The organism is Nocardiopsis sp. iso_238, assembly GCF_056173325.1.
On sequence record NZ_CM149668.1, the window covers coordinates 4629394 to 4648119 of the forward strand.

At 65.4% G+C, this 18726-nt stretch carries 23 protein-coding genes; 20 read left to right on the forward strand and 3 right to left on the reverse strand.

Annotation, left to right across the window (positions count from 1 at the left end; genetic code table 11):
* Window positions 1-23: 23 nt before the first annotated feature.
* Both AC0VYL_RS20940 and AC0VYL_RS20945 read left to right on the forward strand, forming a co-directional pair.
* Entirely contained in the window at window positions 24-356 is a 333-nt protein-coding gene (locus AC0VYL_RS20940) for a hypothetical protein (protein ID WP_475481249.1), read from the forward strand.
* 71 nt (window positions 357-427) lie between these two features.
* Window positions 428-739 (forward strand): HNH endonuclease, encoded by a 312-nt coding sequence (locus tag AC0VYL_RS20945; protein ID WP_475481250.1) that lies wholly within the window; start codon window positions 428-430, stop codon window positions 737-739.
* 91 nt (window positions 740-830) lie between these two features.
* On the opposite strand, the gene AC0VYL_RS20950 is transcribed toward AC0VYL_RS20945, so the two are convergent.
* From AC0VYL_RS20950 to AC0VYL_RS20960, 3 genes are all read right to left on the reverse strand, one after another.
* Entirely contained in the window at window positions 831-1319 is a 489-nt protein-coding gene (locus tag AC0VYL_RS20950) for a hypothetical protein (RefSeq protein WP_475481251.1), read from the reverse strand.
* Between the two features lie 938 nt (window positions 1320-2257).
* Window positions 2258-2740 carry a hypothetical protein gene (locus tag AC0VYL_RS20955; protein ID WP_475481252.1) on the reverse strand — a complete coding sequence of 161 codons (483 nt, stop codon included), beginning with the start codon at window positions 2738-2740 and terminating at the stop codon, window positions 2258-2260.
* A 98-nt stretch (window positions 2741-2838) separates the two neighbouring features.
* Window positions 2839-3585 carry a hypothetical protein gene (locus AC0VYL_RS20960; protein ID WP_475481253.1) on the reverse strand — a complete coding sequence of 249 codons (747 nt, stop codon included), beginning with the start codon at window positions 3583-3585 and terminating at the stop codon, window positions 2839-2841.
* Window positions 3586-4103: 518 nt separating this feature from the next.
* Here AC0VYL_RS20960 and AC0VYL_RS20965 point away from each other — a divergent pair.
* From AC0VYL_RS20965 to AC0VYL_RS21050, 18 genes are all read left to right on the forward strand, one after another.
* Window positions 4104-4448 (forward strand): hypothetical protein, encoded by a 345-nt coding sequence (locus tag AC0VYL_RS20965; protein WP_475481254.1) that lies wholly within the window; start codon window positions 4104-4106, stop codon window positions 4446-4448.
* Between the two features lie 19 nt (window positions 4449-4467).
* Entirely contained in the window at window positions 4468-4965 is a 498-nt protein-coding gene (locus tag AC0VYL_RS20970; protein ID WP_475481255.1) for a phage terminase small subunit, read from the forward strand.
* Window positions 4966-5030: 65 nt separating this feature from the next.
* Window positions 5031-6587 (forward strand): terminase TerL endonuclease subunit, encoded by a 1557-nt coding sequence (locus tag AC0VYL_RS20975; protein WP_475481256.1) that lies wholly within the window; start codon window positions 5031-5033, stop codon window positions 6585-6587.
* A 12-nt stretch (window positions 6588-6599) separates the two neighbouring features.
* Window positions 6600-8027 carry a phage portal protein gene (locus tag AC0VYL_RS20980; protein WP_475481257.1) on the forward strand — a complete coding sequence of 476 codons (1428 nt, stop codon included), beginning with the start codon at window positions 6600-6602 and terminating at the stop codon, window positions 8025-8027.
* Window positions 8020-8802, forward strand: coding sequence for a hypothetical protein (locus AC0VYL_RS20985; RefSeq protein WP_475481258.1), 783 nt, complete (start codon window positions 8020-8022; stop codon window positions 8800-8802). Before AC0VYL_RS20980 ends, AC0VYL_RS20985 begins: the two co-directional genes overlap by 8 nt.
* Before the next feature lie 108 nt (window positions 8803-8910).
* Complete coding sequence (locus tag AC0VYL_RS20990; protein WP_475481259.1) at window positions 8911-9510, forward strand: hypothetical protein; 600 nt, start codon at window positions 8911-8913, stop codon at window positions 9508-9510.
* Window positions 9510-9920, forward strand: a complete 411-nt coding sequence (locus AC0VYL_RS20995; protein ID WP_475481260.1) for a hypothetical protein — start codon at window positions 9510-9512, stop codon at window positions 9918-9920. Before AC0VYL_RS20990 ends, AC0VYL_RS20995 begins: the two co-directional genes overlap by 1 nt.
* Entirely contained in the window at window positions 9920-10930 is a 1011-nt protein-coding gene (locus tag AC0VYL_RS21000) for a major capsid protein (protein WP_475481261.1), read from the forward strand. The genes AC0VYL_RS20995 and AC0VYL_RS21000 overlap by 1 nt, the downstream gene beginning before the upstream one ends.
* Window positions 10931-10932: 2 nt before the next feature.
* Window positions 10933-11301, forward strand: a complete 369-nt coding sequence (locus tag AC0VYL_RS21005) for a hypothetical protein (RefSeq protein WP_475481262.1) — start codon at window positions 10933-10935, stop codon at window positions 11299-11301.
* A gap of 409 nt (window positions 11302-11710) precedes the next feature.
* A complete protein-coding gene (locus tag AC0VYL_RS21010) occupies window positions 11711-12040 on the forward strand; it encodes a hypothetical protein (protein WP_475481263.1) in 330 nt (109 codons plus the stop codon).
* A complete protein-coding gene (locus tag AC0VYL_RS21015; RefSeq protein ID WP_475481264.1) occupies window positions 12040-12303 on the forward strand; it encodes a hypothetical protein in 264 nt (87 codons plus the stop codon). The genes AC0VYL_RS21010 and AC0VYL_RS21015 overlap by 1 nt, the downstream gene beginning before the upstream one ends.
* Window positions 12304-12443: 140 nt before the next feature.
* Complete coding sequence (locus AC0VYL_RS21020) at window positions 12444-12674, forward strand: hypothetical protein (protein WP_475481265.1); 231 nt, start codon at window positions 12444-12446, stop codon at window positions 12672-12674.
* Between the two features lie 81 nt (window positions 12675-12755).
* Entirely contained in the window at window positions 12756-13466 is a 711-nt protein-coding gene (locus tag AC0VYL_RS21025) for a phage tail tube protein (RefSeq protein ID WP_475481266.1), read from the forward strand.
* A 41-nt stretch (window positions 13467-13507) separates the two neighbouring features.
* On the forward strand, window positions 13508-13780 hold the full coding sequence (locus AC0VYL_RS21030) for an Ig-like domain-containing protein (protein ID WP_475481267.1): 273 nt from the start codon (window positions 13508-13510) through the stop codon (window positions 13778-13780).
* Entirely contained in the window at window positions 13780-13944 is a 165-nt protein-coding gene (locus tag AC0VYL_RS21035; protein ID WP_475481268.1) for a hypothetical protein, read from the forward strand. The genes AC0VYL_RS21030 and AC0VYL_RS21035 overlap by 1 nt, the downstream gene beginning before the upstream one ends.
* On the forward strand, window positions 13945-14277 hold the full coding sequence (locus AC0VYL_RS21040) for a hypothetical protein (protein ID WP_475481269.1): 333 nt from the start codon (window positions 13945-13947) through the stop codon (window positions 14275-14277).
* A gap of 56 nt (window positions 14278-14333) precedes the next feature.
* Entirely contained in the window at window positions 14334-14753 is a 420-nt protein-coding gene (locus tag AC0VYL_RS21045) for a hypothetical protein (RefSeq protein WP_475481270.1), read from the forward strand.
* A gap of 11 nt (window positions 14754-14764) precedes the next feature.
* On the forward strand, window positions 14765-18709 hold the full coding sequence (locus AC0VYL_RS21050) for a tape measure protein (protein WP_475481271.1): 3945 nt from the start codon (window positions 14765-14767) through the stop codon (window positions 18707-18709).
* Window positions 18710-18726 lie beyond the last annotated feature (17 nt).

Genomic DNA, 18726 nt, shown 5'->3' on the forward strand with positions numbered 1-18726 from the left:
CACCCCACCCCTCCCCCGTGTGGATGTTGAGCCCGCCGGAGGACACCACCACCTTGGAGACCCTCGTGGCCACCCTGCACATCACCGTCCCCAACGCCGACACCCTCACCCGCCAGCGCGCGGTCAACGCCCTGACCGAGACCGGTATCCGCGTCGCCACCTCGGCCCTGCGGGACCACGAGCCGATTGGACCGTCCGTGGTCCTCGGAAGCGGGGTCGCGCTGATCTTCGGCGCGCTGGCCGTGTACCTGGTCCTGCTCGGCGGGGCATGGGTCGGCGCTGCCGCGTTGTCCGCGCTGGCCTCGCTGCTCGGCCTGGTCGGTCTCACCCACTCGGTGACCGCGCGCTCTTCCTAAGCACCGACTACACAGCGCGACGGGGTACCGGAATCCCCAGGAGTCCACAACTACAGAACGCAACAACGGGGGTGGCAGGCATCGGAAACGGCTGGGAAGGGTCCCGACGCCGTGAGGACCTCCCCTCGAACTGGCCCACCCTGCGCACCGAGGTCATCGAACGCGACCACGGCCTCTGCCAGTGGCGTATGGGAGACGGCAGCATCTGCGCGGAGGACGGCACGGACGTCGACCACATCCGCGACCGCGACGACCACCGGTTGAAAAACTTGCAGTTGCTGTGCTCCTGGCACCACGACCGCAAGACCGCGAAGGAAGCCAACGCCTCGAAACCACGCTTCTCACCACGCCGACCACGCGAGACCCACCCCGGCCTGCTCTAATCCACGGAGGCATGGCGACGGAGGTCCGACAATCCGACCGACAATGTACCTGCCCACCCTGGATCGTTCCCGCGTGCACGGGGAAGCACATTCAGTAACTGCAGCTCTGATCAATGAAGTTCTCAAGCATGTCGTTCTCTCCGGCATCGGCACCAGCCAGCACGGCGTCGGTGAAGTCAACGGCATCCGCACTCATGCCCTCGGTGTAGCGATAAGACCCCACTACCTCGCGAAGATTGTCAAGCGCCAGGGCCCTATCCTCCTCCGTTTCGGCCTCCCGGGACAGAAAAATCGACCAGGAACAGAACCAGAAGTTTCCGGCGATAACCCTGCCGTAGCCCTGCTCATAGAAAACAGGCTCGTCCGATATCAGTGGGCCAGAGATGTCCTGGGCTTCAGGCCAGACGTGCATTGGGGGAAGTTCCCATTTCGCAGCCTCGTCGAAGTACTCCTCCACCACCCCGTCCGGGTCGAGATACAAGTCCGTTTCGCCGTGGTCGGGAACGCTGGCGCGGGGTTTATCGAGCCCACAAGCAGCGAAGAGCAGAACTAACAGAGACGCCAGACAGAGACTTCTCACCCGTTGACCTTTTGCTCCAACCATGCAATTCTCCCGGCCAAGCAGATCATCCTGGATTCATCCGGCCACCGGATCCTGATAGATAATCCTATTACGTGAGGACGTGGGCAGAATCAGCCGTTCCGGGTCATGGTTTACGCCCCGACCATCTCGCGAACCATAAAACCGTCAAGCCCAGATCTGTCCGGTGAAGGAGTTGTTACACGACCACGTGCAGACGTGGTGCCGTGAGTAGGAGACCCAGAAGGACGTCCCATTGGCAACTCCACTGGACAAGCGCTTGGACTCATTCAGTGCCCCACTCCCATTGAAGTGCTGGGGAGCCATCCACGGACCATTGGAATTGAAGGCTACACTGGCCCGGATTCCGTGCGTGCCACCGCCCCCGCTCGGCATCTGCGAAAACCGGATCGTTATGTTTCCATTTCCTGACTTAATGTGCTCAGTCGCCCCGACATACCAGGTCTTGTCACTATACGTTCCGCCACTGATACCGCGCCAGTGGGCAGCAGAGGCCGGTGATGCGCCCACTGCGACAGCCATGAGAGCAGCGAGCGCCGCAGCGAAAGAGACCGTTGCCGCCCTGTACCTCAAGCCTGGGAGTGATTGCCGCATGAGAAAAACCTTCCCTTAAAAACTCTTCACAGGAGCTCTGGACCACAGCCTCAACAATCCGCGAACACAGGATTTCAGAGAACCAGCATCAACGTAACAGGCTCACAGGCCCACCGGAAAGGATGTGGCCCGATTCGGCCACCTAGACAAAAATCATCACTTCGGTTTGAGTTGTCCTGGGACTGGAGCGACTGAAGTTGATAGATAATACCGGAGGCCGCCGGAGCTCTGAGGACACGCTTCCGTCAGAAGGGCGACTTCGACTCTTCGAGGACGAACGGCAGGGTGGGGCGCCGGACAGCCCGACGCCACGTCTTCCCCGTCTATAGGTTCACCCCGAGCAACTTCAACACGATCTCCACGACCGGAGGAAGCAGCGCCAAGGAAGCCACACCAAGGCTCCAAGCAGCGACCCGGAGCGCCCGCCGCTGATGAGCGAGCGCATCCGCTTCACCTCGCCGAGCATCCTCACGCTGCCCCACAAGCTCGTCCGCGATCGTCGACAACAGCTCGCGCTGCTTCTCCAAGCTCTCGATGGGTGTCAGCTCCTGACCTGAGCTGTCGACCTGTAGTGAACGCCTGGCCTCGTCAACAAGTTGATCCACAGTTCCGACTTGCTGAGGAGGTAGCAGAGGCCCTTTCGTCCCCCTCAGCCAGAGCGCTGTGTGGATGAAGGACAGTGTCTTGCCTGAGCCGGTCTGGAGGTACATCCGGTAGTGGTTGACGGTGTCAGCAAGGGCATCTTCACCTGTCGATCCTTCAGCGGGTTCATCATCGGGATCCGGAGCGGGAGCGGAAACGACCATGCTTCTGAGACTCACGGGCGATCTGTTTGGTTCCGCTGCTCCCCTGAGTGCTACCGGCGGAGCCCTGCACCGAGGCTCTGACAAATCTGCCATCCACGTCATCCAGCCCGCTTCTCGATCACAGTTCGGAAGTGCCGTTCCATCTCAGACATGGAAGCGACCGACTCGCATTCCTTCTCCCTCTGGGCTTGACGAAGCAACTCCAACAGCCTCTCCGGCTGCATCTGGAGCTCAGGGTTCATGCTGAGTAGCAACATTTCCCTCTGTGTGAGGTTTCGTGCCACAAGGACCTCCTGAGTCTTAACGACCAGGAGTGATCCAACAAGTAGGGCACATCGCTCGGTCTTTTCAAGTGCGGTGATCACTCGTGCGACGGCCTCGGCCTGCTGAGAGTCGACTCCTGCTTGTTCCTTGTCCAAGAGCTTAAGTTCAAGAGCGCGCTGCGCTTTCTCCCTCGCGTCAACACCTGCTTGGGAGTTCACCTTGTCCTGCATCCATGACCTGAAACGCTGGAAGTACGAGCCATACCGAGGATCATCACGTTCAGATTCCGAAAACCCGAACGCGCTCAGCAGGCCCTCAACAGCCTCGATAACCTCAGGTCCGGTTTCGGTCTCGGCGGTGTACACGAATCCATCAACGCTGGAGCCAGAAACCTCTTTGCAGACCTCACTGAAGCTGAAAGCGTGATGAAGTTGGCCAAACGTTACACCATCAAGGATTACAAGGGTTAAATTTGGTTCAACATGGATCCTGATCGGCGGAACTATCTTCAGCCGGGAAAGATCAAAAGAATAATCAACGCGAGCAAATGGGTCATAGGAAACGAGATTCTTTCCGTCCATGCTAGCGACCCTCCTCAGCCCAGATCGGGCACCTAGTATTTACCCTCCGACGGCTACAGCGCCGGGATGGTTCCTGAAGATACCCGGGGGCACCCCCCATCTGGGCTCGCAGCCGCCCGGGAAAGTGCGGCGCCTCGCGTTTTGTACAAGTCTGGGGATTTTGGGGTCAGACGCCCTGCTTGTGCTTCTTGGGGCGACTGACCGCCCCACCGGCACCCTTCTGCCGCACTTCGTCGGGTTGTTCTCCGCTCGGTCCGACTCAGCCCCTCACCGAGATCCCCATCCTCTGACTCGTTGATATTCACGCTGCTCAGCGGCGTGAAAGCGTACTCATGCCACGGTGTTCCCACTGCCCTCGCCCGCTCCCTCTTCTTGCCCGTGCCCACGCTCGCTACTGCTCTCCAGCCTGCCGAGCCGCGGCCGCTCGCCAGCGCAAGAAGGACGCCGACCTCTCCCCCATCCCTTCCTCCATGCGTGCCGCCCGGCGTTGGGTTCGCCTGACCCGAGCGGGCATCGCGATGACTCCGCAGGGACGGGCCGCGACCCCCGGCACCTGGACCACCTACGCGAAGGCCAGCCGGTCCTCGATCGGTGAACTCGGCTTCGTCGTCGGCTCGGGCTTCGTGTGCCTGCTCGTGCGTGGCCAGACCAACCTCGTCCTGGACCAGCTCCCTCCCACCTACGCCGAGGCGACTCCCTCCACGACCCGTGTGTGGGGTACGGGAGAGATCGCTGCCCGACGAGCCCGCAGGCCCAGCTTCGACGTCGAGGTCCTCGCGGCCGACCGGGTCGCGCCCGTGACCGGGCTCCCCCATCAGAGCGCGCCGAACATCCTCGCGGACCTGAGCGCGTCCGACTTCTGACCTTCGGGAGGTGACCTCCATGGCCGGTCGCGGGCCCGCCCCGAAAGGCCCCGGGCGTCGAGCACGACGCAACACCGAGGCCGCTCCCCAGACGCTGTTGCGGTCTGAGCACTCCGAGCCTCCCGAGCTCCCCGACTTCCGGGTCCATGAGGGTGACGAGCTGGTCGAGTACCAGTGGCCCGAGCGCACCCGCGAGTGGTGGGACCGATGGCGTAAAAGCGCCCAGGCCGAGCACTTCAGCAGCACGGACTGGGAGTTCCTCCTGGACACCGCTCTGCTGCACGCCCGGCTCTGGTCCGGGGAGACCTCGGTGGCTTCCGAGCTGAGGCTGCGGGTGTCCAAGTTCGGCGCGACGGTCGAGGACAGGGCGAGGCTGAGGATGCAGTTCGCTGCGGCCGACGAGGCTGACGCCAAACGCCCCGCCAGCACGGGCAAGTCCGCGCGCGAACGCCGAGGAGCCCACATGGGCGTTGTCCGTGAGATGCCCGCGAAGCAGAAGGACGCCGACGAAGCCTGACCAGGGGGTGCCCCATTCCCTGGAAGCCCACTGTTCCCGGTGAGGTTCCGACCCTGGGGTACGCGGTGATCGACTGGATCAGCGAGATGCTCGCCGCCCCCGATCGAGCCCAGTATCAGCCCTTCCAGCTCTATCCGGAGCAGGAGGAGTTCGTCCTCCGGTTCTACGAGCTCGATCCGCGAACGGGGAGGCGCCGGTACCGGCGTGCGGTGCTCTGCCGTCCTCGCGGCTGGGGAAAGTCCCCCTTGTTGGCGGCGATCTCCATCGTGGAGGCGCTCGCTCCGGTGTACCCGGACGGGTGGGACGCCGCAGGGCAGCCGGTCGGGATGCCCTGGTCCGAGGTGCGCACGCCGCTGGTGCAGATCGCGGCCGTGTCTGAGGCGCAAACGAAGAACACCTGGTCTCCCTTGTTGGAGATGCTCCAGGGACCGGTGCTGGATGCCTACCCCGGCCTGGAGCCGTTGGAGGGGTTCGTCAACCTGCCCCGGGCGGGCAGGATCGAGCCGATCACCTCCTCGGCTCGCACGATCAAGGGCAACCGGCCGATTTTCGCGGTCCTGGACCAGTCCGAGGAGTGGGTCAAGTCCAACCGTGGCACCAAGTTGGCCGAGACGATTCGGATCAACGCCGCGAAGACCGGTGGCACCACGTTGGAGTCCCCCAACGCCTACACCCCTGGTGAGGGCAGCGTCGCGGAGATGTCCGCGCGGGACTGGCACCGCATCCTCGAAGGCAAGGCCCTCGACGGCGGGATGTTCTACGACACCCGCGAGGCCCCAGCGGACACCAACCTCTACGACCGTGACGAGCTCCGACAGGCCCTGGCCTACGTGTACGGCGACTCGGCGGACGTCAACGGCGGCCACGTGGACCTTGGTGCCCTGATCGGCACGATCATGGACTCCTCAACCGATCCCCAGACCGCGCGGGCCGACTTCCTCAACCAGGTCACCCACGCCCAGACGAGCTACCTCTCGCAACCCGAATGGGGTTCCTGCCAGCGCGAGGACCGTGCTCTTGCTGATGGCGACATGGTCACGCTCGGCTTCGATGGCGCGATCCGCAACGACAGCACCGCGCTTGTGGCCTGCCGGGTCTCGGACGGTCACACCGAACTGCTGGGCCTGTGGGAGAAGCCGGAAGGCCCCCCAGGGGAAGGCTGGTCGGTCCCCGGCGTCGAGGTGAACGCGGCCGTCACCGCCGCGTTCTCCCGGTTCGAGGTCGCGGCCATGTACTGCGACCCCGCGCACTGGCAGGACTACGTGGACCGGTGGGCCGCCGCCTACGGCGACCAGGTCCACGTGCGCGCCACTGCGGATCGCCCCTTCCACTGGTGGACCAACCGACATCGGCTCATGGTCGCCGCCGTGTCCCGCTTCGAGGAGGCCGTGCGCCAGCACGAGGTCTCCCACAACGGCGACCTGGCCCTGACCCGCCATGTCCTTAACGCGCGCCGGAGGGTCCTGGGCCAGTCCGGGATCAGTGTCGCCAAGGAGTTCTCCGGCAGCTCGAACAAGATCGACGCCTTGGTCGCGATGATCCTCGCCTACGCGGCGCGGATGGACTGCATCGCCCGAGGCGTGAACGCCACCCCGACCGCGATGGGCGGTTGGTCCTTCTGAGAGGGGGTTCGCGTGCTCGATGAGACCCCGCTGACCCCGGACTGGTGGCTTCTTCGTCTGGGGCGCCGCCTGCGCGATCGGCAGGGCCAGCTCGGTGAGTGGCGCAGCTTCTTCCAAGGGGAAGCGCCTCTACCGGTTCCCCCGAAGGGCCTCAAGGACGCTCACCGCCGTTTCCAGGAGATCGCACGGACGAACATCTGCCAGTTGATCACGAACAGCAGCGTGAACCGGATGGCCGTGACCGGTCTGGCGACCCCCGAGGGGGAGCTGGACGAGTCGGCATGGCGGTGGTGGAAGCAGAACCGGCTCCCCGCGAGGCAGAAGCAGCTGTACCGGTCGGCTCTGTCGCAGTCGGTGGCCTACGTCGTCGTCGGCCCCCACCCCCAAGACGAACGCCGGCCCCTCATCACTCTGGACCACGCGCGCACCACCATCCTGGAACGCGACCCGGCCACCGGCGACGTCATCGCGGCGCTGCGAGCCTGGCACGACGACATCGAGGGTGTGGGCCGCGCGGTCGTGCAGACCCCGAACTGGATCGTCCGGTACGAGACGAGCAAGCCGCTCTCCTCCCGGCAGAAGATGCCCTGGGGTCTGGAGTCCTGGCGGGTCCGCTACGACGACCGCCCCGGGGTTCGGGAGAACCCGTGGGGTGCGGTGACGATCGTGCCGTTCTCCTGTATGCCCCAGCTCGGGGAGGCCCCGGAGCCGGAGTTCGCGCAGGCGATGGGCATCCAGGAGCGGCTGAACCTGTCCATCTTGAACAGGATGACGGCCGGCCGTTACTCCGCGTACAAGCAGAAGTGGGTCAAGGGGCACAAGTTCACCAGGTCGATTGACCCGGCGACTGGGCTGGAGGTCCTGGACCCTGTGACCGGGCAGCCCCGTGTGGAGCAGCCCTTCACCCCGGGCCCGGACACCGTGTGGGCCTCGGAAGGCAAGGACACCGAGTTCGGGGAGTTCTCCCAGATCGACCTCACGATGTTCCTGAAGGAGCACGAGGCCGATATCGTCTCGGCGCTCCTGGTCACTTCGACGCCCGCCTACTACTGGCTGTCCTCGCTGGTGAACATCTCGGCGGACACGGTGACCGCGCTCGACCTCCAGCACATCGCGAAGGTCAACGAGCACATCGCGAACTTCGGGGAGTCCTGGGAGATGGTGAACCGGCTCGCGGGTCTCATCGCCCAGGAGGAACGAGACCTGACCGAAGCCGAAGTGCGGTGGCGCGACCCGCGCCAACTCAACCCGGCCGTCGTCGTGGACGCCGCGATCAAGAAGAAGTCGCTGGGTTACCCGCTCTCGGTGATCGCTGAGGATATGGACGAGCCCCCCGCACGAGTCAAGCGGATCACCTCACAGTCAGCAGGAGACCAGCTCCTGGCCGCCGCCCTCGGCAACCGGCCCCGGGGCGAGAGCACCATGGTGGCGGATGAGTGAGCGGGACCGGTCCGCGCTGCGCGTGGAGTACACCTCTACGACGAAGCGGCTTCGCGAAGCCCTGCTGGAGGCGCTGCTACCGCTGTTCCTGGGCCCCGGTTCCTGGCGGCAGGCGGACCTGGACACCTTCCTTGACCGGGCTCTGCCAATGATCCTGGGCTCTCAGGAAGCGATGGCCTGGCTGACCGATGCCTACCTCTCCCAACGCATCGCGGACCGCTTCGGTGAATCGCCTCGCGCGATCGGAGTCGAAGCCGCGGCCGCAGTGCGCGGAGTCCCACCCGAGCAGGTGTACCGGCGCCCCTTCGCTCAAGTGTGGACGGACCTGTCCCACGGGATTCCCTTGGAGACGGCGGTCAAGCACGGCGCGGACCGGCTGGAGAACCTCGCGTTGACCGACCTCCAGCTGACGAAGACCCACGCCGCTCGGTCGGTTCTCTCAGCTGATGACCGGGTTACCGGGTACCGGCGCACACCCGAAGGGTCCGAAACCTGCGCTCTGTGCCTGATCGCCTCAACCCAGCTGTACGGCAAGAGGGAGCTGATGCCCCTGCACACCGGGTGCGACTGCGGGGTCGAGGAAGTCGTGGGCGAGACCGGGCAGGTCCTGGACCAAGACCTCCTCGACCAGGTACACGACGCCATCGACCGCGACCTGGGGGAAGACTCGCGCGGCGTGACCTACCGGGACCTGGTGGTCGTTCGTGAACACGGTGAACTCGGGCCCGTGCTGACGGTGCGGCACCACAACCACACCGGCCACGCCCAGGTCTAGACATGAATCGACTTTAGAACCCGACATGGCCCGCTCTGGCGGGCCTTTTCCATGTCCGTACCCGCCAGGGGCGCGGACTCCACCTTCCGATCCCGACAGGGGAGAACCATGCCTGAGAACACCGAGCCCACTTCCGGGAACGACGATCCCAAGGCGTCGACCAGCCCCAACAAGGGGTTTCCCGAGGGTGTCCCGGTCGCGGAGATGGCCGAGGCCCAGAAGGCTGCCTACTACCAGTTCCACCTGCGCAAGAAGGAAGACCAGCTCAAGAAGCTGCCCAGCGCGGACGAACTCAAGCGGCTGCGCCAGGCCGAGACCGACCTGACCGAACTCCGCAACGCACAGTTGTCCGACCAGGAGAAGGCTCTGGAAGCGGCGCGCGCTCAGGGCGAGCAGGCCGCCGCGGACCGCTACCGCGACCTGCTGGTCGCGGCGGAGTTTCGAGCCGTGGCCGCAGGGCGCGTTCCGGGCCTGGACGAACTCGTGCAGGACCTGCGCCTAGACCGGTACATCACCGAAGCCGGTGAGCCCGACGCCGTCGCGATCACCGCGCGAGTCGAGTCCCTCCTGCCCGCCGCCCCGACAGGGGGCGCACCGCAGGAACAAGGTGCCCCGGACCTGGAACAGGGCTACCGCACACCACCCTCCACCAACCCCACCACCAGCGCGGGCCGCGACCTGTACGCGGCCTATAGGAAGCGAGATTAGTGGACCTTTCCCTCAAGACTGAGGTGTACGGAGCCGAGGACCAGTCCTGGCTCGGCAGCGAGCACGGCACCGACTCCGCGCGCACCGTCACCCTCTCCCCCGAACACATCCCCACCAGTAATCGCCACGTGTGGATTCCCTCCGGGCTGCCCCTGGGCCGCGTCACGGCGACGGGCCTGTACGGGCAGTACGACCCCGAGGCCGAGAACGGCCTGGAGGTGCTCGCAGGGTTCCTGCTGTCGTCTCTGCCAGGCCCGAAGTCATCCGATCAGCCAATCATCGGTGCTCTGTTCGAGCACGGCAAGGTCCGTCCCGACCGGCTGCCGGTCGCACTCTCTGAGGATGCCTTCAGCCACGTGCAGGGACGCATCATCTTCTACACGCGTCCCGGAGTCGGGAGTGAAGCCTGATGTTGCTCACCCACGAATTCATCTCCCCGGCCGAGCTGACGGGCTTCGCCCGCGAGGCTCTGGCTGATCTGGACGCGAACCAGTTCCGGCTCCGGTCCTTCCTTCCGGATCTGGAGACCGATGACATCTTCTACTCGATCGAGCTGGGGAGCACGGCGGGGCTGACCAAGGCCGGTGAGTACCGGGCCTGGGACACCGAAGCTCCGATCACCTCCCGGGCGGGCCTGCGCAAGGCCATGGGCGAGATCCCGCCGATCAGTCGGAAGATCCCGCTGGCCGAGTACGCGCAGCTCATGCAGCGCCGCCAGGAGGAGCGCGTCACCTCGCTCATCCAGCGCGACACCATCACCCTGGTGCGCGAGACGGCAGCCCGTGTGGAGCTGGCTCGCGCCGATGCCCTGGTCCACGGCAAGGTTCGGCTGCGCGAACTGGGTGTGGAGGTGGACTTCGGTCGCCGTGCGGAGATGGCTCCCACCGCGAGCACGCCGTGGGACCAGCCGGGGGCAACGCCGCTCTCGGACCTAATCGACTGGGCCGAGGACTACGCGCGGATCAACGGCGCCTCCCCGAGCGTCCTGCTCGCCTCACGTCGCTCCATGGGCCTGCTACTGCGCAACGAAGAGGTCAGGGCAGCGATCTACGGAGGCCAGGTCAACAGCGCTCCGAGCTTCGTCTCCCACACCCAACTCGACACCGCCCTGAACGCCTTCGGGCTGCCGAGCCTCTCGACCTACGACGCGCAGATGGAAGTGGACGGCCAGGCCCACCAGGTGCTGCCCGCCTCCCGGGTGCTGATGCTCCCGGACTCTGACCTGGGCCACACCTTGTGGGGCCCGACTCTGGAGGCGATGTCGGCTGATTACGGCATCGAGGACGGCGCCGAGCCGGGGATCGTGGTCGGGACCTACCGGCAGCAGGACCCGCTCAACCTCTGGACCAGGAGCAACGCCGTGAGCCTGCCGATCCTCGGACGGCCCAACGCCGCGTTCTCCGCGACCGTGTTGGAGTAGCCGTGTGGGCCACTGCCGAAGAGTTCGCCCGGCGTACCGGGGTCGGCCTCACGGCGGAGAACCGTGACCAGATCACGGCGCTGTTGGAAGACGCTCAGGCGTTCATCCAGGCGCTTTTGCCAGCCGGGTGTGTGCCCGACGTGGCGGTGGCGCGGGCGGTCCTGATCAAGGTCGCGCGGCGCGCTCACACCAACCCGGGTGGTCTGACGTCCCGGCGTGTGGGTGATGTGCAGGAGAGCTACGACGACCGGGGCGGCCTGTTCGTGTCCGAACACGAGCTGGCCGCCCTCACCGCTCGCTGCCCTGCCCGGAGTGCGTACACCGTCGAGGTCTCCGACCCCGGTCTCCGCCACGTAGGAGGTGCCCGTTGACCAGGTATGTGTCCGGCCCGGTGATCTCCGTGCTGGACGAACAGGGGCGGCCGATCCCGGTCGGCCCGAATCACCCGATCCCGATCGGTGCGAGTGGAGGCGGCATGAGGTTCCTGGCCGGTGACGGTGACCCGGACGGCGGGATGCCAGGCGACGTCTTCCTCGACACCGGTTCTGGCGCTCTACACCAGAACCAGAACGGGGCCTGGGTAGAGCTGATGGTTCTTCTCGGCCCCCCGGGTGAACGTGGTCCTGCTGGTTCGGAGGGTCCTCGTGGCCCGGAAGGACCTGAAGGACCTGAAGGTCCGGCCGGTACCTTCGCCCCAGCAGCCGCGGTCGATCCGGACGCGGAATCCTTCGCCCAGGACCTCGTGGACGCTCTGGTGGAAGCTGGCCTGATGGAGGACGGATGATCCGCTTGGGCGGGCACATCGTGCTGATCGCGGGGCCGGTCCGCCTGGACCGGCACGGTGACCCGCTGGACCAGGTCGAGCACGTCGCTGTTCCGGGGTGTCACCTTCAGTTCCTCTCAACCGAGGAGTCCTTCCAGACTCCGGAGGGCACGGTCACCGTCACCGCGCGGTTGTTCGCCCCGCCTGGCGCCCCTGTCCATGAAGGCGGACGCGTGGTGTTCCGTGACGAGGAGTTCCGGGTGGTCGGTCGTCCCTTCGAACGGGACACCCTGACTGGCCACCCGCATCACATCGAGGCGCGTCTGCGCGAGGTTCGGGGGGTGTGATGTCCAAGGTCCGCTACGAGATGGACGAGAAGGGCACCGCCGCGCTGTTCGACACTCCGCAGATGCGGAAGCTGCTCCGTCTGCGGGCCGAGGCGGGTGCGGACGCCGCACGCACGGCGGCGCCAGATCAGCGCGGGGAGATCTCCACCCGCGACGGTGGTTCGGGAACCGGCTCCTGGTCGGACCGGGCCGCCGCGCACGTGATCGGACCGGCACCGCTGCTGCACGCGGCGGTCGACGCGATCGAGGCGGCGGACCGGTGACCTGGCCCGACGCTGAGGAGACCGTGGCCTGGGTCCTGGCCCCGCTCACCCCAGGCCGAGAAGTGGTCTCGGTGGTCCATGGTCTACCCATAGACCTGCCTCTGATCCGTGTCACCCGCGTCGGGGGGTCCGATGATGGGGTGACCGACACAGCCCGGGTGGAGGTCGTCGTTTACTCCTCCACCCGGGCCGAGGCCTTGGGCCTGGCCGAACGGGCGCGTGCCCGTCTTCTTCCCGGGCGTCATCGAACGCTCCACGGCGGCATCGACCAGGTCGTCACCGAGGTCGGCCCCCATGAGCAACCCACCGCCGATCCGCGCCGGGTTCGACGCTGGGCTGCCCTGTACCGGGTCTCCGCCCGCCGTCTCTAAACACCCTCCCTCTTTTCCTTTTCGAGCCCACGGGGCATTACGCCCAGGATGGGCTCTTTTTATTTCCCATGGAGGACCCTTTTGGGTATTTCCTACGATGAGCTGAAGAACAAGCAGTCCGAGCTCATCCGGAAGATGTTGGATGGCAGTGTTTTTCTAGCTCCCATCAGCGCCCCACATATCGACACCTTGACAAGCCCGGAGGATGGTCTCCTAGAACCCCCTCCGGAGGATTATGGGGATCTCGGCCACCTGTCCGGAGACGGCTCTCAGTTCACAGCCGAGACCGAGACTTCGGACGTGACATCGTGGGGTTCTGTGGAACCGACGCGGTCGGACATCATTTCCGATTCGACACAGCTCCAGGTGTCCGCTCAGGAGACTAATCTCCGAACCATCGGCCTGTACACCGGAGTTGCGCTCGACTCCATCCGCGCGTCCCGGTCCGGCGAGGTGGTCATCGACAAGCCATCGCGCCCTTCTCCCCGCTACTACCGGGCACTGGTCCTAGGTGTGGATCTGGCCGACGAGGGAGAAATCTACATCGCGCGCCACTTGCCCAGGTGCAAGGTCACCGCGAAGGAACAACAGGCGTTTCAGAGCGGGGACGACCCACTCTCTTGGCCCGTGACACTAACGGGCTTCACCGACAGTTCTCTTGGTTTTTCGGAGCGCTGGTTCTTCGCGGGCCCCGGCTGGACTGCCCTACTGGAGAAGATGGGAATTCCCCGGGAAGGCGTGAACGCTTCCTCGCTGGCGGTCAACCCTTCCTCGTTGCAGCTCTCGCGATAGCACCGACCCAATTCAAGACCCTTTGACGTGAAAGGAAAGAGATGCCCACTCAGCAGTGCAGCGCAGCCCTGCGCTTCAGCGACGACAGCACCGAGGACGTGACCGAAGACGCCGAATGGGCCAGTTCGGACGAGGCGATCGCCGAGGTCAGCGCCTCGGGCCTCGTCCTTGCCGTGGGTGCGGGCCAGTGCCAGATCACCGCCACACACTCCGGGCTGTCAGGGACCGCTGAGGTCACCGTCTCCGAGACTGAGGCCGAAGCCCTCGCTGTTTCCCCAGCCCAAATCGACCTCGAACTTGAGAGCGAGGGCTAGTGACCGAAGAGTTCACCCCGGTCCAGATGTGGCACCCGGCCCAGGAGGGCCGCCTCCGCCTGGCGCGCACCCCAGCCGAGCGGGTGCGCCTCGCCGCTGACGGCTGGCGACCCCGCGTACCCGTCGCCATGACCGCCACCTCCTCCGAACAGAAGGACAAGTAGATGCCGAAGAAGAAGCGCAACGGGAAGTCGTCCCCACCCACCTACGACCTCCGGTCCTACATCCGTGAGGCCAAGCGGGAGCCCTTCCCCCTGCGCCTGGACGACGAGACCGTCCTGACCATCAACGCGCCAACCGTCGATCGGATCTTCGAGGCCGCCAAGCTCGACACCTCCGATGTGGAGGCGAGCCTGAAGATCCTGGTGGGCGATGAGGTCTTCGAGGAGTTCATCGACGCCATCGGAGAGGCACCCTCGGGCGTGCTGAACCCGCTCATCAAGGACATCCAGGCCCACTTCAACCTGGGTGACCAGGGGGAATCCGACGCCTCGTAGCCCTCCTGGAGCGCTACCACGAGGCGATCCGCTGCGACCTGGCTGAGCACTACGGCGTGATGCTCGCCGACTTCTACCGAGACCGGATCGGCCCTCTGGAGCTGCTCGGCTACATCGACGGCCTCCCCTCCCACTCACGCGTGGCCGCCGCCCAGGCCCAGGACGATGACCTGGCCGAGCAACTGCTCGCCCAAGGCGACCTCGACGAACAAGTCTCGCCTCCGATTACCGATCAGACTCCGGAAGCGCGAAGGCTCGACAAGCTGCTGGACCGACTCGGAGAGGTCCTGGCCGCCATCATCGCCGCTGCTGGTCAGACCCCTCCGAAGATTCCCCCGGCCCCGCGACCCGAGACGGCGCTGGACCGGGCCCGCGAGCGCGCCTCGGCGCGTCGGCACACAGACCTGCTGGACCGCATCAGTGAACGGCGTCGCGTCCTGGCCGAACTGCGGCGCACCCCCGATTCCGCACAGTGACTTGAGAGGCGGTGGATGTGGAGCAGGTCGGAACCGGTTTCGTGCAGGTCGTTCCCAGCTTCTCGGACTTCCACCGCAGCGTGGGACGCCAGGTGCGCCGTGGACTGACCGAGGCCGGAACCCAGGGCGGACGACAGATGGGGCGGGCGGTCTCGCGGGGGTTCACCTCTTCCCTCGGCGGGGTGGGCGCCACGCTCAACCGCACCGGCCAGCAGATCGCCCGCGCTGCCTCCTCGATCCGGCCGCTGGACCGTGCGGTCAAGGGCTTGACGGCGGGACTGCGTGGCACCTACCTGGAGACGACCGGTGCGGCCGGTGCGCTGAACTCCATGGGCCTGGCAGCACAGGTCGGGGTGACGATGGCCCGCGACGGATCACGGCTTCTCTCAGCCGGGCTGCACGGGGTCGGCGTCTCGGCTTCGGAGTCGGGCACCCGCATGTACCGCCTGGGGACCGCCGCGAGCGGTGTGTTCCAAGGGGCGATCCGCGGGGCTCGCGCTGTCGGCGACGGTGTGCGCGGCCTCGGCACGTCCATGACGGGATGGGTGCGCAACGCCCGCTCGGAAGTGACCGGGCTGGGCGGTGCTCTCACCCGCATGGGTGCTGTCGGTGCCGCCGCCATCGCCGCCCTGGGCTTCGGGGCGCTGGCGGTCGATGTCGCTCGCGTGGCGAGTTCGGCGCAGACCACCCAGGCGTCCCTGCTCGCGCTGTACGGCGCGGCTGGTGGTGGTGCCAGGGAGGTCAACGACCTCATGGCGGAGATGGACGCGCGGTTCTCGCACCTCGATCTCTCCGTCATGCGCGAGGGTGCGACCTCCCTGGCCTACATGGGCGTTCAGGGTGCCGCTGCGGTGGACATTCTTGAGAACCTCGAAGCAGCCACCACTGCGTCGGGAACCGGCGCGGAAGGCATGTCCCGCGCGTTCGCCGCCATGACAAGTGGCGTAAACGCAGGCGCATTCCAAATGGACACGTTGAATCAGATCTCCGATGCCGGAATTCCGATTTACGACGCGCTTTCAGATGTGCTCGGGGTCGACATTCCCGAGGCTCAGAAGATGGCCTCTGATGGAGCGATTGGCCTGGAGGAAGTACTTCAGGCACTCGATGGTGAACACGGCACCTGGTTCCCAGCTCTGATCGAGGGTGCCGAGAATGTTGGAAACACCTTTTCGGGCGCTTGGTCCACCATCAAGAACACGGTCGTCAACGGCCTGGCTACTGAAGTCGTTCCGCTGGTGGACAAGCTCACACCAACCATGCTGGGTATCGCGGGAGCGATCGCAGGCGGCTTCGATCTCTTGCCCGGCCTGCTGGGTGACGTGCGCTCGCACCTGGGCGACGCGGGAATCATCGACGGTTTCACCGGCCTCGTAGTCGGCGTTCGCGAGTTTGGTACATCGCTGGCCCCAGCTGCGCAGACCTTCGCCCAGACCTTCCTCCCCGCCCTTGCCAGCGTGCTCCTAGTGCTCGATCCACTGGGTCGGGCACTGAAGGAGGCCGCGTCGTGGATGGGCGAGAACGAGGCGGTTGTGCGCCTCCTCGGTGTCTCCTTGGGTGCGGCCACTGCTGCGATCGTGGCCATTTCCGCTGCCAAGGGCATTTGGGCGGCTGTCACCTGGGGGCTCGCTGCGGCAGTGAATGCCACCGGAATTCCGCTGCTCATTATCGGGATCGCGGCGCTCATCGCTGGCGTCATCTATGCCTACAAGAACTTTGACGGATTTCGCGAACGCGTCGATGCTGCCGCCGCTTCCATCAAGGGGGCGGCGTCCGCGATCTGGCAGAAGGGACTCAAGCCTGCGTTTGATGCCCTGAGGAATGGTCTATCCCTCATCGGAGACGGCGCAACCTGGCTGTGGGAAAACGCCCTAGGGCCCCTCCTCGGAGGGATCATGGGCGGCTTCCGTGGAGCCGGTGAAGCGGCGGTCTGGTTATGGGAGAAGGCGATCTCCCCGGCATGGGATGCCATTTCGTTCGGCTCCCGTTTGCTGTTCACCGTCATCTCGACGGTACTCATCACCCCGCTCTACCTTGCCTTCCAGCTTGTCGCCGCAACGGCGACCTGGCTGTGGCAAAGCGCATTCCAGCCCGCATGGGAGGGCATCGCTGCCGGGGCGATGTGGCTGTGGACCTCGGTCCTCCAGCCGACCTGGCTAGCCGTTCAGGCGGGCCTGTCCCTGCTGAGCGGGGCCTTCACGTGGCTGTGGTCGGCTGCGGTCTCGCCGGTCCTCGGCTTCCTGGTTGAGGGAGCCCAGTGGTGGTGGAACACCACGAAGGCGGCCTTCGCAGCCGCGATCGCGTTCATCCGTGGGGCGTTCTCTGCGGTCTTCACGTGGCTGCGTGATCGTGTCGTCCAGCCGGTCTTCACGACCGTCTCGAACACGATCTCCCGAGCGAGTTCAGCTTGGCGTTCCGCGCTCGACGGAATCCGGTCGTGGATTCGCGGAACCCTAGGCCCGGTCTTCACGTGGCTGCGCGACAACATCGTCACGCCGGTCATGAACGGTATCCGGTCGGTCATTTCTTCTGTCTGGCAGAACGGAATCCGGCCGTGCTTCGATGCTCTGCGCAAGGGTGTCGACAATGTGAAGCGCGCGTTCGAGGTCGCCCGTAATGGCATCCGGACGGCCTGGAATCAGCTTCGGAGCATTACCCGGAAGCCCGTCGAATTCATCGTCAATAGCGTTTATAACCGTGGAATTCGCCGCGTCTGGAACGCCGTAGCCGACCTGGTCGATATGAATACGCTTCCGAGCTATTCTTTTGCGACTGGTGGAATCATGCCGGGCTACACACCCGGGCGCGATGTGCACCTCTTCGCCTCCCCTACAGGCGGGCTCTTGGAGCTCTCCGGAGGCGAGTCGGTGATGCGTCCGGAGTGGACGCGCGCGGTCGGGCCGCAGTTCGTCGCCATGATGAACAGTGTTGCCCGCAGCAGGGGCGCGGCCGGTGTCCGCTCTCTGATGAGCGGTGCGACTCACCAGGCGTTCTCTAGCGGAGGCATCTTCAACGCCATCGGCGGGTTCGCTTCCGGCCTCTCCTCCATCTTCGATGGCGACGGCCTGGCCGGAGCAGCACGCAGGGTCCTGGACCCCCTGGTCGAGACTATGAGGGGACGCTTCACCCAGGGCACGTGGGCGCAGGCCATGATCGGTGTTCCGAGCTCCATCCTCGATCATCTCGTGGAATGGCTTCGGACCACCATCGGACCCAAGATGGGCGGCACCGGGAAAGCGGTCGCGGAAGCAGCGGCTGGCCATATCGGCAAGTCCGGGAACCCGAATGATTTCACGCGAGCTTTTAACATGGCTGGCCAACCATGGTGCGCCATGTTCGTGTCTGAAATCATCAAACAGGTTCGCGCACAGGACGCCTATCACGGAATCCGTTCCGCAGCAGTCTCGTCGTTCGCTGACTCATCCATGGAATCAGTTCGCGGGGCAGCTAACGCCCGACCGGGCGACTTGGCTGTTTACCGTGGGCGCGGCCCCGGAAATTGGGGGCATATCAATGTCTACGAGGGCTATGGAAAAACGATCGGCGGAAACGAAAGTAACGCGGTTCGTCGTTCCTTCACCTACGCCTCTCGCGCAGAAAAGTTCATGCGCCCCAAGCGCATGGCATCGGGTGGCATCTGGCAGCAGGACCGGGAGTTCACCTCCGAGGCGATCACCCATCCGCTGACCCGACTGCTGCGCGCGGGCGAGGACGAGCACCTCTATGACTCGGGCGGCTGGCTCCCGCCTGGGCGCACCGCCGTGCGCAACGCCTCCGGGAAGCCCGAAGCCGTGCTCACCCACCGCCAGTCCGAAGCCCTGGTCCGTATCTCCCAGGGGCGGGGCGGCGAGGCGGGTCACACCTTCCACCTGCACGAAGTACGAGACCCACGCACCACCGCGCGGGCCACCGTCACCGCGTTGCGGGACTACGAAGCCCTTCACCCGCCCCGCTGAGAACCAAGGAGGTCGCG